Source organism: Burkholderia sp. WP42, assembly GCF_000745665.1.
GTDB classification, from domain to species: domain Bacteria; phylum Pseudomonadota; class Gammaproteobacteria; order Burkholderiales; family Burkholderiaceae; genus Burkholderia; species Burkholderia vietnamiensis.
In genome coordinates, this window is sequence record NZ_JQJT01000018.1 from 25,820 (window position 1) to 40,451 (window position 14,632).

A 14,632-nucleotide genomic window follows, 5' to 3' on the forward strand; every position below is an offset into this window, starting at 1 on the left:
TTCACCATCCCGTGCGGCAACGCCGCCGCATACCCCAGGAGTCCAGATGCATCCCGAACAGACCGATGCCGTACCGTCGGCGCGCCGCCGCGACATGCTGCTTGCGGGGGCCACGGCCGTTGCGGCAGCCGCGCTGCCCACGATGGCGGCCGCGGCCGGCAAGCCGGCCGGCAACGCCTCTTCAGCCCACCCAGGAGCTCATACGATGAACACGATCACCACGAAAGACGGCACGCAGATTTACTTCAAGGACTGGGGCGCGGGTCGCCCGGTCGTGTTCTCGCACGGCTGGCCCTTGTGCGCCGACGCGTGGGATGCGCAGATGCTGTTCCTCGTGCAGCACGGCTATCGCGTGATCGCGCACGACCGCCGTGGCCATGGCCGGTCGAGCCAGCCGTCGCACGGCAACGACATGAACACGTACGCGGACGATCTCGCCGCGCTGCTCGACGCGCTCGACGTGCGCGAAGCGACGCTCGTCGGCCACTCCACCGGCGGCGGCGAAGTCGCGCGCTACATCGGCCGCCACGGCACGAAGCGCGTGTCGAAGGCCGTGCTGATCGGCGCGGTGCCGCCGCAGATGGTGAAGTCGCCGACCAATCCGGGCGGCCTGCCGATGGACGTGTTCGACGGCATCCGCAAGAACGTCGCGGAGAATCGCTCGCAGTTCTACAAGGATCTCGCGGTGCCGTTCTTCGGCTACAACCGTCCGAACGCGAAGGTGTCGCAAGGCACGATCGACGCGTTCTGGTCGCAGGGCATGATGGGCGGCATCCACGGCCAGTATCTGTGCGTGAAGGAGTTCTCCGAAGTCGACTACACGGACGACCTGAAGAAGTTCGACGTGCCGACGCTCGTGCTGCACGGCGACGACGACCAGATCGTGCCGATCGACGATTCGGCCCGGCTGTCGTCGAAGATCGTCAAGCACGCGGTGCTGAAGGTGATCGAAGGCGGCGCCCACGGGATGTGCGTCGTCAACGCCGATCGCATCAACGCGGAGCTGCTCGCGTTCCTGCAGGCGTAAGCGTGACGTCCGTCGCGGCGGCGAACCCGCCGCGACGACGCACGCCGCCACAGATTTTTTCAGGAATTTTCAGATGCGCGGCCGCGCGCTCACGGCGCACGCGCCGGGCGCAGCACCAGGCCGATCGCGGCGCCGACGAGCGCGAACGCCATCGCGACGCGGAAGTTGTCGGTGAGTGCAAGCGTGGTGGCCTGCACGCGCACCGCGCGATCGACGAGCGCGTAGGTGGCCTGGTTGCCGGTCGCGAACGTCGCGCCGTGCGCCACCAGCGACGCCGCCCCGGCCCGCAGCCGCTCGAGCGTCTCCGGATCGGACAGCGATACGTGCAGACCGACGAGATTCGAATGGGTTGCCTCCCTGATACGCTGGATCACCGCAATGGCCGTCGTGCCGAGCTGACCGCTCAGCAGACGCGTCGTCTGCACGACCGCGCCGAACGTCAGCGCATGCTCGGCCGTCACGTGCCGGCCGAAGAACACGATGACCGACGTGAGCGCCATCGTCTGCCCGAGCGCCTGCAGCAATTGCGACGGAACGAAGTCGGGCTCGGCCCACACCGGCGTGAGCTGCGCGCCGAGCGCGAACGCGATCGCCACCGTCACGAACCCGGCGACGATCAGCCGGCGCGGATCGACGCGTTGCAGCAGCAGCGCGACGCACGGCGCGAACAACAGTTGCGGTATCGCGATCCAGTGCAGCGTATCGCCGATCTGCAGCGGACGCAGCCCGTAGGTGCTCGCCAGGAACAGCGACGGGATGAAGCTCGTGTTCAGCACGGTGAAGCGCACGAGGCCGACCAGCACGATCAGCAATGCGATGTTGGGGCGCACGAGATAGCTCAGATCGATGCCCGCGTGCGGCGACACCAGCTCGTGAATCAGGAATGCGGCGATCATCAGCGTGCCGATTGCGAGCAGCGCGACGATCAGCGGCGACTGCAGCCAGAACAGCCGCTCGCCCTGGTCGAGCGCGATGCACAGGCACGTGAAGCCGCCGGCGCCGAGCAGCATGCCGCGCGCGTCGATGCCGGATGCGAAGCGGCGGACCGGCTCGTCGGCGAGCGACACCATCAGGCACGCGATGAACGGCACGGTCAGCGCCGCGTTCTGCCAGAACAGCCAGCGCCAGCTCAGGTGTTCGCTGTACCAGCCTTCGAGCGTGGCCGACAGGTTCAGCGACATCTCGAGATTCATCGCGTACGCGGCGATGCCGAACGGAATCAGCCGCGGCGGCAGCGTGCGCACGACGAAGCCGATCGTCAGCGGGACGAACACGCCCGACGCGAGCCCGGCGATCGCCTGGCACACGATGAATGCGCCGAACTGCGTGCACAACGGCAGCGCGGTCTCCGCGCACAGAAACACCGCGGCGCCTGCGAGCAGCACGCGGCGTGTGCCGAACAGGAACGCGGCCGCGATCGCGAGCGGCCCGACGAACATCTGCGATGCGGTGAATGCGGTGTTGATCCACGCGCCTTCGTCGAAGCCCGCGCCGAGCGCGCCGCGCACGTCGGCGAGGCCGAGCGACGTGATGCGCGACGTCAGCGTCGCGATGATCGCGCCGAGCAGCACGGCCGCGATCGCCGCGATCGAACGAAACGTCGGGATGTCGGAAGCGGGGCCGACAGCCGGCGCCGCGGCACTACCGGGGGCGAACGTGGTGTTCATCGTCGAGCGGCTCCCGCCTGTCAAGCTGGCGCAAGCATAACGCGATGCGCCGAAACCTGCCCGTACGATGGAGTTTGCCGAACATGACGCCGCCCCCGTCCCCCACCCCGCCCGTTGCATCGGCTGCGACTGCGCCCGCGCCGTCGCGTGCGCGCGCGCCGGCGATCGTCGCGATCGCGGTGCTCGCGCTGCTGCTCGTCGGGTCGTTGCTGTACGCGTTCGATACGCGCGACCTGGGCACCGACGATGCGTACGTGACCGGCCACCTGCATGTGATCTCGCCGCGCGTGGCCGGCACGGTCGAGCGTGTGCTCGTCGACGACAACCAGTTCGTCCACGCGGGCGAGGCACTCGTGCAGATCGATCGGCGCGACTTCGACGTGCGCGTCGCCGCGCAGCGCGCGCGCGTCGCGCAGACCCGCGCCGATGCGAGCCGCGCCGTCGCGCTGATCGCGCAGGCCGACGCGGCGCTCGTTGCCGCGCGCGCCGATGCCGAGAAGGCCGAGCTCGATTACGCGCGGGCCAGCGAGCTGGCCCACGAGACGCCGCGCGGTTTGTCGAAGCAGGAGTTCGACGCGGCCGATGCCGCGCGCAAGTCCGCGCGGGCGCGCGTCGCGGCGGCCGACGCGCAACGGCGCAGCGCCCTCGCCGCGTCGCAGGCCGCCGATGCCGCGGCTGCCCAGAACGACGCCGAACTGCGCGACGCACTGCTTCAGCTCGGCTATACGACCGTCGTCGCGCCGTCGGACGGCTACGTCGGCAAGAAGACCGTCGAGACCGGCGAGCACGTCGCGCCCGGCCAGGCGCTGCTCACGCTGGTCGAGCCGCATCCGTGGATCGTCGCCAATTTCCGCGAGACGCAGCTGCACAACGTGCGCACCGGCGACGCCGTGCAGTTGCGCTTCGATGCGCTGCCGCAGCGCACCTTCAGCGGCCGCATCGACAGCCTGTCGCCGGCGACCGGCGCGCAGTTCGCGCTGCTGCCGCCCGACAACGCGACCGGCAATTTCACGAAGGTCACGCAACGCGTGCCGGTGAAGATCCTGCTCGACGGCCCGGCGGCGACGGAGCCGCGCATCCGGCCCGGGCTGTCGGTCGTCGTCACGCTGCAGCGCAGCCCTGACGCACGATGAAGCGCGCATCCGCCCTGCTCGCCGTGAGCCTGTTGAGCGCGTGCTCGATCGCACCGCAGCCGCTCGCGCCGGTGGCGCTCGGGTACGACCGGTTTCAGCATGCCGACGCGTCGGCCGAGCATGCGCCATCGATGCAAGCGTGGCCCGCATGGTTCGGCGACCCGCAACTGCACTCGCTCGTCGACGCCGCGCTCGCGCGCAACTTCGACGTGCGCGCCGCCGCCGCGCGCGTCGCGCAGGCGCAAGCGCTGCTCGGCATGCGCGACGCCGCGCTGTGGCCGAGCGTGCGCGCCGATCCGTCGTTCAGCCGCGCGCGCGTATCAGGCACCGTCGACAACGCGTTGCCGAAGCGCACCATGCACAACTGGTCGGTGCCCGTCGCCGCGAGTTACGAAGTCGATCTGTGGGGCCGGCTGCGCGGCGACACGGATGTCGGTGCGCAGAACGTGCTGCAGGCCGCGGCCGATCGCGATGCGGTTCGGCTGCGGGTGGCGACCGAGGTTGCCGTCGACTACCTGACGCTGCGCTACGTCGACGACGATCTCGCGACGCTCGACAGCGCGATCGGGCTGCGCCGCACCGCGCTGGACGTGATCGCCGCCCGCGTGCGGGCCGGCGCGGCGAGCGACCTCGACGCACTGCGCGCGTCGGCCGATCTCGATACCGCGCGCGCCGATATCGCGGACAGCCGGCGCTTGCGCGAGAATCTCGTCGATGCCATTGCGGTGCTGACGGGTATGGCCCCGAGCGCGTTCGAGCTCGAGGCGAGCGCCGTGCCCGTTCGCGTGCCGGACGTGCCGCCCGGCCTGCCGTCGACGCTGCTCGCGCGCCGTCCGGACGTGTTCGCGGCCGCGCGGCGTGTCGATGCCGCGTCGCTCGAGGTCGGCATCGCGCGCACCGCGTGGCTGCCGACGCTGACGCTGACTGCCGACGGCGGCTTCGCGACCCGCGACCTGCGCACCTTCATCGATCGCAACAGCTCGCTGTGGAGCCTCGGCGCGAACGTCGCGCTGACGCTGTTCGACGGCGGCAAACGCGATGCCGCGGTGGCGGCCGCGCGAGCCGGCGTCGAGGTTGCCGACGCGAACTACCGGGCGACTGCGATCGGCGCGTTGCGCGACGTGCAGGACGCGCTCAACGACATCGCCGCGCAGCGGGAGCGAATCGCGCGCTACGGCGACGCGGTGCGCGCGACGGATGCCGCCGCGCGGCTGTCGCTGAGCCGCTATGCGCATGGTTACGTCGGCTATCTGGAAGTCATCGATGCGGACCGTGACGCGTTGAATGCCCGGCGCCAGTTGATTCACAGCCGGCAGGCGCTCGCGATCGCGACGGTGAGCCTCGTGCGTGCGCTGGGTGGCGGCTGGACGGCGCCCGTGGGAGCGGGCCGGCAAGCGGTGCGCGATGCGGTGCAAACCGATGCGCGGTGAAGCCGCGCTCGTCGTGCGGTGCGCACATGCACGCGCGCATCATGCGAGCCGGTGCGCGTCCTCGCCGAGAAACCGGTGCACGAAGGTCACGGCCATCGCGCCTTCGCCGACTGCCGACGCGACGCGCTTGACCGACCCGGACCGTACGTCGCCCGCCGCGAACGAGCCCGGCACGCTGGTCTCGAGATAGTAGGGACGGCGTTCGAGCGGCCACCCCCGTTCGAACGCCGGACAGTCGTACAGATCGGTGCCGGTGACGAGATAGCCGCCGGGATTGCGGATGATGGCGGTGTCCTTCGCCCATTCGGTATTCGGCGCGCCGCCGATGCAGACGAACAGGCGCGTGGCCGGCACGCGTTCGGATGGGCCGTCGTCCGTGCGTATTCCGATCGCATCGAGCCAGCCGTCGCCGTACAGTGCGTCGACCGCCGACCGGTAGCGCACCGTGATGTTCGGCGTGCGCTCGATCCGGTCGATCAGATAGCGCGACAACGTGTCGGCGAGCGATGCGCCGCGCACGAGCATCGTGACCTCGCGCGCATGGCGCGAGAAATTCATCGCGGCCTGGCCGGCCGAATTGCCGCCGCCGACGATGAACACGTGTTCACCGGAGCACATCGGCGCCTCGCTCGATCCGGCGCCGTAAAACAGCCCGGCGTTGAGAAACGCGGGCTCCTCCGGCAGCCCGAGGCTGCGGTATTCGATGCCGGTCGCGCAGATGTTCGAGCGGGCGACGAGCACCGAGCCATCGGCGAGATCGACGTGAATCTTGCCGTCGACGAAGCGCGCGTGCACGCCTTCGCGCATCGTCAGCAGTTCGACGCCGAACTTCGTCGCCTGTTCTCGCGCGCGCTCCGCGAGTTCCGCGCCGGGAATGCCGTCCGGGAAGCCCATGTAGTTCTCGATCAGCGAGCTGGTGCCGGCCTGACCGCCCACCGCGGCGCGCTCGATCAGCACCGCGCGCAGCCCTTCCGATGCCGCATAGACGGCCGCCGACAAACCGGCCGGCCCCGCGCCGTAGATCGACACGTCGTATTCGACGAAGCGCGGCTGCGCGACCCAGCCGAGCCGCGCGGCGATTTCCGCGAGCGTCGGCTGGTACAGGCGCGAGCCGTCCGGAAAGATCACGACCGGCAGCCGGACGTCGCGCAACGGTGCGATGCCGAGCTCGCGCGTGCAGTCGGCGTCGGAGGTGAGCTCGCACCAGTCGTACGCGACCATGCGACGCTGCAGGAAATCGCGGATCGCATACGCGTCGCGGCTGCGCGGCATGCCGATGATTCGTATGTGGTGCGGCTGATTCATGCGCGGCTCCCGATGTTGGCGATGGGGACGCGGCCGGCTGGTGGGATGATCGCCGCCGCAGTCGCGAATGTACGCCGGGGTGGCGCGGCGCGCGGCGGGGTTCATAACAATTAAGGTGGGGGTGGGTGGGGGCGCTGGCGGGGTTCAGCGTCGAGGTGGCTGGACGTTTTCCCTCATTTCGTCATGCTTCGTCATTGGCTACCGCTCGCCTCGCATGGTCGATGTATCGAGAATCGCCGCGCTCATCCGCTGCATCGTCAATGGTTCGCGCCCAATTCAATCTGGTTGCCCGTCACGATGAGTTTCACCGGGTCCGTTTTCTTCCACTGGGACTTGGGGATCACCAATTGCCACGTGGCGCCGTCCTGATCGCGGAAAAATCCCACGACACCCACCGCCTGGACTTCGTCCGCCATCGGCGCCGACAGCTTGACCGTTGCGCCCGGCCCAAGTACGGCCTCCATGCTGCCGGCGAGATCGGCCTTCAGCAGTTCACGATCATCGTCAAGCAGTCGGCTGTAGGATGCCTGTTCAAAGGCCTTCGTATCCTTCAACTGATAAGCGCGCACTACGACGGGCAATGATTGGCCCCGCTCGTTCGGATTCAGCGCAGCGCGGCTCTCGATCACGAGGTTCATCTGCTTGACCTTGCGGGTGAATACCGCGCGCGTTGCGTCGACGGTCGTTTCCTTTGCCGACTGCCACATGCCGCAGCCGGAGAGCAGTGCAGCGGCCATTACCCATGCGCCCACAAGCTGGCTCCGTCGTCGCGTCCGTTTCGTCTGCTGTGTCACAACCAACCTCCCGCCTTGACTGCGCTTGGATAACGGCGAACCGGTCCACCCACACCTTCATGCAGCACGAGTCGCACCGCGTAATGGAAACAGGCGTAACGACCGACGAAGCGGCTCATCACGTCGCCGAACAGCGCGACATCGCCCGGACCGGCGAAGCTCGATGGCTCGATGCCAACATTCACGTTCATGATTCTGTCGACGCGTGCACCCACGATTTCAGTGTCTTCATCCAGCCATACATCGCGAATCGCCTCGATACGCCGGCGGTTATCGTCCTGTGGCGACCAGTCGTACAGCGACAGCGCACCGCGCAGCACATTCGCATCCATCATGTTGAGTTCAGTCGAACCCATCGCATTGAAGTGTGAAACGACTTTCCAGTCGTATTCGCTGCCACGCGGCGGATAAAGCGGCATCGTCGGCGCCGTGAGATTGCGCACCCGCTCGACACCTGCAAACGCCGATACCGGCTCGGTAATCATCGATTCGCGTAGCGCCATACGCGGCAAACGGCCATTATTTGCCAGCACCCGAACCGTTACGTGCCCGTCCGGCAGGCTGTCGGGTTCATCCCATAGATGGCCGCCGAGCGTGATCCACATCTCTCGCTGGCCGGTCACGCCGTGACGAATCGACGAGTGGTAATAGCGCTCGGGCGACTCGTAGCGCATCATCCCGCCGCGGTGCCGAAACTCCTTGAACGACTGGTATTCGAATTGCATCGCATGGCGAGGATCGGCTGCCACGACCGACAAAGCGTCGTAGGGCTCGACATGATCGCCAGCGGAAACAGGTGGACGTACCGGATAATCGCGGTCATGGGCATTGGGGCGAATCGCCTGCGCATCCACTTCGAACAGGTTGATCACCGGCGTGCAGAACAGACGGATATTGTCCGCGTCGAACGTCACGTCGCCGGCCATGCGGCCGTCGATCACGATCTCGAACTCCATGCGCGTCTCACCGGACGGCACGCTTGCCGTGTTGAATCCGCAGAGGTCGACGAAGTGAAATTTTTCCGGGAACGAGAAATACTCGAGCAGTGTCTGTTCACGATCGAGCTCGGCGTCGCGTGCGCCGTGGTCGACCGGCCACAATCGGGTATCGGGACCGAATCCGGCTGCCTCGAAACGCACATCCGGTTGTGGTTGCAACTGACCGTCGAGCACGCGTGGCATACGCACACCGACCGATTCGACCTGCCGTGTGAACACTGCGTACAGCGCCGATGCGGTCGGCCGGTCACCATGGAGATACAGGCGAATGCGCGACAGATCGTCGAGCAGACGCTGCTCGCGATGCAGCAGATTGAATGCAAGCCGGATCACCGTGCGGCCGTCCTCGCGCATCCGCACGCCGGCTTCGCTGATCTCGAGCGGCAGCAAGCGTACCGGTTGAGTGGTGCGATAGACACACACCGTGGCGTCGGACCCAATCGGCGTGGAGCGCACCCGCAGCCCCGCCGGTAAGGTATCCAGAATCCGGGCCTCGCCCGTGCGTGGCTCGCACTGAAGGATTGCCAGCGACGGAATGGTACGGCCCGCATGCGGCCACAGATGGTCGATCAGCGGATCAGTCACTTCCGGCAGCGCGTCATCGAGCTTCATTCGCAGCCGACTCGCGAGAAACGCGAAGCCCGCGTATGCAGCTTCCACTCGCTCGTCCCGTGCACCGGGCGAAGTCATCCCCAGCTGGCGCGCGGCCTGTGGCTGCGCTTCGGCGAATTCTCTGCCCGCTTCGCGCAGGTAGCGCATTTCCGAATCGAAATACTTCAGAAACGGATCGTCTTGCTGCGTTATCCGCTCGGCATCCATGCGCACTCTCGCTCCATAGTCCACAGTGACGTCCTGCGAAGCGCCGGACTCCCCTGGTAGGGCCGGCGGTCTGTTCCTGCGTTCGTTCATGGCTGGAGCTCCGGCGGGAGGGGCGGCAGCAGCACCGGCATGGCACCCGCTTTCCCGACGATAAAAATCCGCTCGGGCATTCGGAAACCTCGCAGCTTCAGCAATTCGAGCGGCCCGGCGCCGATCTGCGTACGCATCACATAGGACAACGGTTCTCCGGCCGCCGCGTTCCACGTCAACTGATAGCGGGTGCTGTCGAGTTGCTTGATGTCCGCTTTGCCAAGAAGGCGCAGCAACGCCCAATCACCGGTCGAATCGAACGCCTGGCGAAGGCCGGCATCGAGCGTCTGCCATGTCAGTCCCGCATGCCCATTCAAGCCGGTACCGGGCCACGAGAGCGGCTTCCAGCTTTCCTTCTGGTTGAAGTACACGATCTGTTTGCCGTCGACCGACAGCTCCAAGCGCGTCACGTTCGGAGTGGGCAGTGCCATCATCTCGAAGCGCTCCCCCGCATCGCCTTGCACGTAAAGCTGCGCGCCCACCGTCGACAATTGTCGAATACCGGCCAGGAACTTCGGATCGAACTGTAGTGCCTGCGGTGCCAGCTCGTTCGGTGCCCAGTGATCGCCTTCGAGCTTCAGCACCCCCGCAAGCTGCGTGGCAACGAAGCGTGCGATCAGCCCCGTGTCGGGTCGCACATAGCGTCCTAGTTCGGCAAATGATGCGTCGGCATTCGTGTCAAAGAATGGATACCTGCCACTCATCGCCGCGTTGAACGGTGCCGCGACACTCGCCCGCCACGCCTCGTTGAGGCTCGCCGCCGCCGGCTGCAGGATCGTTTGCCAGGCTGCCTCGAGCGGTTGTGCGAACGCCGCATCGCCAAAGCCGGACCACGCCGTGCCGAGGGCTGCGGCTGTCAGCGCCGCGTCGTCACGCGCCTGTGACAACTCCGAGAGCTTGCCCTGGAACACCGCCTGCGCGAGCGAACGTGCCATCGCTTGCGAGTCGGAACTGCTTGCAATCTGCTGCAGCTTCAGACGCATCGTCGTGACCGCCGTCAGGTACCGCGACAAACTCACGCCGTTCAGCGCGATGTTTGCCGCCGCATTGCCCTTGCGTCCGCCGTCGCCGCCTGTAGCCGGTGCGGTACCGGCGTCGCCCATCAGCGCGAGCAGCGGGCCGAACGGTTTGTCGAGCGGGTTGACGCTCAGCGCCGTTGCCTGGTCGTCACTGCCGATAAGACTCTGCGCCTTGCGCACCAGCGTGTCGGTCAGGGCTTGCGATGGCCGCCCTGCCTGCGCCTGGTATTGAACCGCCTTCATCAGTGCGATGAGCGGCGAGGTTTGCGCATCGGCGAGACGTGTCAGTTGCTCGATCGCGTCGCTCAGGTTCGCCGCCGGCTGCCAGCGCACGCTATTGAGCAATCCCTGCCAGGCAGCCGTGTACTCGGCGAAATAACGGGCCGTCAGGCGCTGCTTCAGTTCCTCAGCCGCACGCTTTTCGTCGATCATGGCTGTGGTCCGGATCGCACCCTGCGACAGCGTATTACCGATGGTCTGCGCCGGTTGTGCACCGGTCAGCACCCAGTCACCGCTCACGCGCCGCTCGCTCGCCGCCTTTTCGATCGCTGCGCCGATCATGCCGTCCCATGCCGCACGCGTGTATATACCCGGCACTGTCTGCGCGGCCGTAAACAGGCCATGAGCATCCGCACCGGCAAGCAGCGTTTGGAGCGATGAATCTGCGTACTTGCCTTTCGCCTCTTCGATGATGCCCTGATAGACCGTATCGTCAGCCGACGCGAGTCCCATTTGGGTGAGCAACATATTGCGAGTCGATGTCACAAGACCATCGTTCAGTGCAACGCGCCATTCAGGATGCACCTTGAGGTGATCGGCATAAAACCCCGCCAGCCGCTGCCCCGTATCGTCACGCTCACCCAAGGGCATCTCGACCGGACGCGGCCACAGGGACACCAGCATGCGTTTGAGGAACGCCGGTTCGGCACGGGATGGATCGCCCAGCATCAAGTACGTCTTCAGCGCGTTGTAGGTACCGCTACGCGTGTCCTGCGATTCGAGACTATCGGCGCGCGCCTGGCCGGCAGCCTTGAACAGATCGTCAATCGTCTGCATGACGGGCGTCTGCAAGTTGCGGGTCGCACCAGTCCGATATGGCAGCCACAAACCCGCGAGCACCTCGTCGTTGCGCGAGAGGCCGCCGCGCAAGTACCACGGCGCGCCATGCTGCTGGCGGTACTCGAGCTTTTCGATCAACTGCTGCAACGCGAGTTGTGCGCGCCAGGCCACTGCGGTCTGCGGCCGGGTATTGATCGCAGCATTTGCCGTCGCTTGCGCTTCGCGTGCGAGCTGCTGGTTGCCGACGAACGATACGGTCATCCACACGCACCACGCGACTGCAGCGACAATCACCGACCATGCCAGCACGTTGGGCCAGTAGAAGCCGACCCGCCGGCCGGTCCCGCGCCGGAGCGCGATGGTTTGCCATGCTGGTAGCAACGCGGCCGGTTGATTCTGGAGCAGGCCCGGTCGTTGCGTACCCGCCGACACGAACGCTTCCGCCCCGGCCAGCGCAGTCGATGCCAGTGGGACGGGTGCCGGCGCAGCGACGGTACTCTCGAAGACAGGCGCGAACATTACGCCGGTCAGTTGGGACCGATGCCAGTGCGAGGCGAATAGCGCATTCCAGGCCGAGATGATGCTTTCGCACTGTTCGTCAATGTAATGGGAGATCTGGGCCAGATATGTGACCCGTGCGGGTGTGGCGCAGAGCTGCACGCCAGCGTCTGCCGTGTGCCGGCCGATCGTGGCGAGTTGCTCGCGCAAAGCCGAAGCGGGTTGTGTACCGCGGAGCGACGGACCTGGGAACGCGCCGATTGTCTCGAAAGACTCGGGGAGGCCACCCTTGGCCGGCACCGTGTGCAGGAGTGTGACGGGCGCAGCCCAGCCGAGATCCGTCGCGAGCCCAGCCAATGCGCGCGGCAGCTCGGTCTCGCGTGTGTTTGCATCAGTGACATGGACGACGCTGTCGACGGGACGTCGGCGGCGTAGCTGCCGGATCTGGCGGCGCCATTCTCCGGCATCAATGCCGTCCGGTGCTGCATGCACAAGGATCGCGTCGGCAACGGGCATTACACCCGCGCGCTTCAGGCCGGGCGCGACATCGTCGATCAGGGCGTCCGTACCGTTCAGAAGCAGCCAACGTGTTCGGTAACGCCACGACCAGCCGCGCGTGGCGCGCAGTTCGTCACAGAGGGTCTGCAGGCGAGCGTCGCGTTTGAGCCTTTTCGTCTGCTTTACTGCGGCTCCCCGATCGCGAATTTCCGCACGAAATGCCCTTCCAACAAGGCGGTACGCTCCACCGAACAGCAGCCCCACGTGCAGCAGAAGCACCGCCACGAGCACCAGGAAAATCCAGACTGATGCGCCGAGCTTCGCCTCGCGCGTGAGCACGCCGAACAGGTCACCCTTGAACCACACCAGCGCGCTCGCGATTCCGGCCAGGATCAGTGTCAGAAATATGGGCCCCCAGGCGAGCAGCCTGCTGGTGTCGGTCGACTCCGCCTCGGCCGTCCCGAGAATCTGCATGTTATTGCGAGCGTTCGTCATCAGGTTCTTCGTAATTCATTCGGTTGTTGACATGCAGGATCGCGGCCTGTGCGATCGACGTTGGCGATGGTGAATGGAGAATCAGCTGGGTTCCGGCGGTCGCCTCGAGCGCCGCGGCAACCGACAACCACCCGCCAGCCGCGCCAGCGTGCCCGATGATAGAGTCGGGCCGGCGCTGGGCTTCCGGTTTCGCGATGGCCGCGAGGCCGGAGGTACGCAGCGCCGCCAGCAGTTTTGTATCGCTCGCCCCTTCCAGGCCGCTGATCCACGCCGTCGCGACGGTGTCGGAATCGGTTTTGCCCCACAGCACGCCGTTCGCCAACACCGCATCCAGAGCATCAAGTTCGTCGTCGACCGGACGGTGCAGTTGGCCGAGCACGCTTATTGGCCCGGGCAACTGGAACACGCCCGGGCCGAGCAGCACGGCGACCGCGCCCTCAGTACTGCCCGGCGGTGCCGCGTCATGCCATTCCGCTGCGATGATCAGCAACGGTCGCTGATCGCGAGCATCCAGCCAGGCATCGGCCACCATCAGACCGTCTGTGGCCGGCACGGCGAAGCACTCGAGGTCCGGCAGGCCAACCCATTGCAGTGCCAACCCGACCTGCTCCACATCCACACGGGCCGTTTCGGAGGCCGTCAGTACGCGCACCGCAGGCGCGTACTTCACGCCGTACTGCGAGAGCGCGAGCAGGCTTTCCACGAGAGGTGTCAGCGCCTGTGCAATCAAGCGCACGGCGGGCGATACGGTTGCGCGGGGATCCTGCGCTTCGACCGGCGCGAAAGCCTCGACATGCCCGGCGTCGAGGTCCTCCGGCAGCTCGGTATCAAATAGAGCGGGCGCATCCGCGTCTTCGCGGAGCGCGGGGTCCTCATCGGCAAAACGGTTGTGCACGACACGACCGGTGCCGCTACGAGGCACGCGTGCCTCCAGTAGTGACGTCTTCCCGGCGAGTACCTCGCGTAGCGGCTTGCCGCCCAATGGCAGACAGTAGCCGGCGCCGAGCACCTGCAGCGGCCGCTGCGCCGTAAGGATGCGGTCGCGGAGCCAGGCTGCGCGATGCCTGTTGCGGAACAGCGCGTGGAGGTAATTCGCCTCGTAGATCGTCCGCGCGATGGCCAGCGCTGCGAAAAACACGGCGTTCGGGATGCCGAACAGGCATAGCCAGAACCGCGTGCCGCGCGCTGGCGTGCCCGTTGGCCACAGCAACAGCACCGCGGCCGCGCCGAGCCCGCAGCATAATAGCCAGCCGAGCAGCCACGGCCAGAAGCGCGGCCCGTGTGCCGGATACGCTGATGGAAGACCGGCTGGCGAGAGATCGACGGGCATGCTCAGCCGATGTGTACGTTCTGCAACGACGAGATCAGCCGACAGCCGCACGCACAACGATGCAGATGCATCGCCACTGGCCTGCCGTCCTGGTCAGGAAACGATTCGTCGCCCTCATCGATGACGGTTTCGCCGTGCCGGTCACAGAGCGCGGCATCGCCTTTGCGGGCCAGCTGTCGGCCCATGAATTCCATGGTCGACGAACCGCCCGTCACCCGGCCGCCGTGCTCCAGTTCATCATCCTTACGAATTGGTGATCTCATTTGCCGTCCGACGATTTATTACCGCCTTGCCCAGAAAATCCATTGCTACATTTAAACTTTTTTGATCACGAAGAGGGATCGCAAAAAATTCCGGCGCGCCTATCGTAAAATAGCTCAAACCACATATCATTCAGTGGGCCGTCATATGATTGCCTAATTTTTCCAGTGAATTTTATACTGGAGGGATTTTTATTGGATTCACCTGAT

General features: G+C 66.2%; 10 protein-coding genes. 3 read left to right on the forward strand and 7 right to left on the reverse strand.

Going from position 1 to position 14,632, the window contains the following annotated elements; all coding sequences use genetic code 11:
- The first annotated feature begins 46 nt into the window (after positions 1-46).
- A complete protein-coding gene (locus EX20_RS11270) occupies positions 47-1,027 on the forward strand; it encodes an alpha/beta fold hydrolase (protein WP_011880429.1) in 981 nt (326 codons plus the stop codon).
- Between the two features lie 89 nt (positions 1,028-1,116).
- On the opposite strand, the gene EX20_RS11275 is transcribed toward EX20_RS11270, so the two are convergent.
- A complete protein-coding gene (locus EX20_RS11275) occupies positions 1,117-2,694 on the reverse strand; it encodes an MFS transporter (RefSeq protein ID WP_034193580.1) in 1,578 nt (525 codons plus the stop codon).
- Between the two features lie 83 nt (positions 2,695-2,777).
- Here EX20_RS11275 and EX20_RS11280 point away from each other — a divergent pair, with 83 nt between their 5' ends.
- Together EX20_RS11280 and EX20_RS11285 are read left to right on the forward strand one after the other, a co-directional pair.
- Positions 2,778-3,827: an HlyD family secretion protein gene (locus EX20_RS11280; RefSeq protein ID WP_034193581.1), complete on the forward strand. Its 1,050-nt coding sequence runs from the start codon at positions 2,778-2,780 to the stop codon at positions 3,825-3,827.
- A complete protein-coding gene (locus EX20_RS11285) occupies positions 3,824-5,257 on the forward strand; it encodes an efflux transporter outer membrane subunit (RefSeq protein WP_034193582.1) in 1,434 nt (477 codons plus the stop codon). Before EX20_RS11280 ends, EX20_RS11285 begins: the two co-directional genes overlap by 4 nt.
- 39 nt (positions 5,258-5,296) lie before the next feature.
- Here EX20_RS11285 and EX20_RS11290 read toward each other — a convergent pair whose 3' ends face one another.
- The 6 genes from EX20_RS11290 to EX20_RS11315 form a co-directional block, all read right to left on the reverse strand.
- Entirely contained in the window at positions 5,297-6,562 is a 1,266-nt protein-coding gene (locus EX20_RS11290; protein WP_014726076.1) for an NAD(P)/FAD-dependent oxidoreductase, read from the reverse strand.
- A gap of 257 nt (positions 6,563-6,819) precedes the next feature.
- Positions 6,820-7,299, reverse strand: a complete 480-nt coding sequence (tssJ, locus tag EX20_RS11295; RefSeq protein WP_231572255.1) for a type VI secretion system lipoprotein TssJ — start codon at positions 7,297-7,299, stop codon at positions 6,820-6,822.
- A gap of 53 nt (positions 7,300-7,352) precedes the next feature.
- The gene (gene tssF / locus EX20_RS11300; RefSeq protein WP_072465490.1) at positions 7,353-9,173 is read right to left on the reverse strand and encodes a type VI secretion system baseplate subunit TssF; all 1,821 of its coding nucleotides are present in this window, start codon (positions 9,171-9,173) and stop codon (positions 7,353-7,355) included.
- 86 nt (positions 9,174-9,259) lie between these two features.
- Positions 9,260-12,832, reverse strand: coding sequence for an ImcF-related family protein (locus EX20_RS11305; RefSeq protein WP_034193584.1), 3,573 nt, complete (start codon positions 12,830-12,832; stop codon positions 9,260-9,262).
- The gene (locus EX20_RS11310; RefSeq protein ID WP_014726079.1) at positions 12,813-14,162 is read right to left on the reverse strand and encodes a hypothetical protein; all 1,350 of its coding nucleotides are present in this window, start codon (positions 14,160-14,162) and stop codon (positions 12,813-12,815) included. The genes EX20_RS11305 and EX20_RS11310 overlap by 20 nt, the downstream gene beginning before the upstream one ends.
- Before the next feature lie 2 nt (positions 14,163-14,164).
- Positions 14,165-14,425, reverse strand: a complete 261-nt coding sequence (locus EX20_RS11315) for a PAAR domain-containing protein (protein WP_034193585.1) — start codon at positions 14,423-14,425, stop codon at positions 14,165-14,167.
- Positions 14,426-14,632 lie beyond the last annotated feature (207 nt).

Bases quoted from the DNA above. Each gene is read 5' to 3' on its own strand.
- EX20_RS11290 (WP_014726076.1), bottom strand. From the start codon at position 6,562: ATGAATCAGCCGCACCACATACGAATCATCGGCATGCCGCGCAGCCGC.
- tssJ (WP_231572255.1), bottom strand. From the start codon at position 7,299: ATGGCCGCTGCACTGCTCTCCGGCTGCGGCATGTGGCAGTCGGCAAAG.
- EX20_RS11280 (WP_034193581.1), top strand. From the start codon at position 2,778: ATGACGCCGCCCCCGTCCCCCACCCCGCCCGTTGCATCGGCTGCGACT.
- EX20_RS11275 (WP_034193580.1), bottom strand. From the start codon at position 2,694: ATGAACACCACGTTCGCCCCCGGTAGTGCCGCGGCGCCGGCTGTCGGC.
- EX20_RS11315 (WP_034193585.1), bottom strand. From the start codon at position 14,425: ATGAGATCACCAATTCGTAAGGATGATGAACTGGAGCACGGCGGCCGG.
- tssF (WP_072465490.1), bottom strand. From the start codon at position 9,173: ATGGATGCCGAGCGGATAACGCAGCAAGACGATCCGTTTCTGAAGTAT.
- EX20_RS11285 (WP_034193582.1), top strand. From the start codon at position 3,824: ATGAAGCGCGCATCCGCCCTGCTCGCCGTGAGCCTGTTGAGCGCGTGC.
- EX20_RS11310 (WP_014726079.1), bottom strand. From the start codon at position 14,162: ATGCCCGTCGATCTCTCGCCAGCCGGTCTTCCATCAGCGTATCCGGCA.
- EX20_RS11305 (WP_034193584.1), bottom strand. From the start codon at position 12,832: ATGACGAACGCTCGCAATAACATGCAGATTCTCGGGACGGCCGAGGCG.
- EX20_RS11270 (WP_011880429.1), top strand. From the start codon at position 47: ATGCATCCCGAACAGACCGATGCCGTACCGTCGGCGCGCCGCCGCGAC.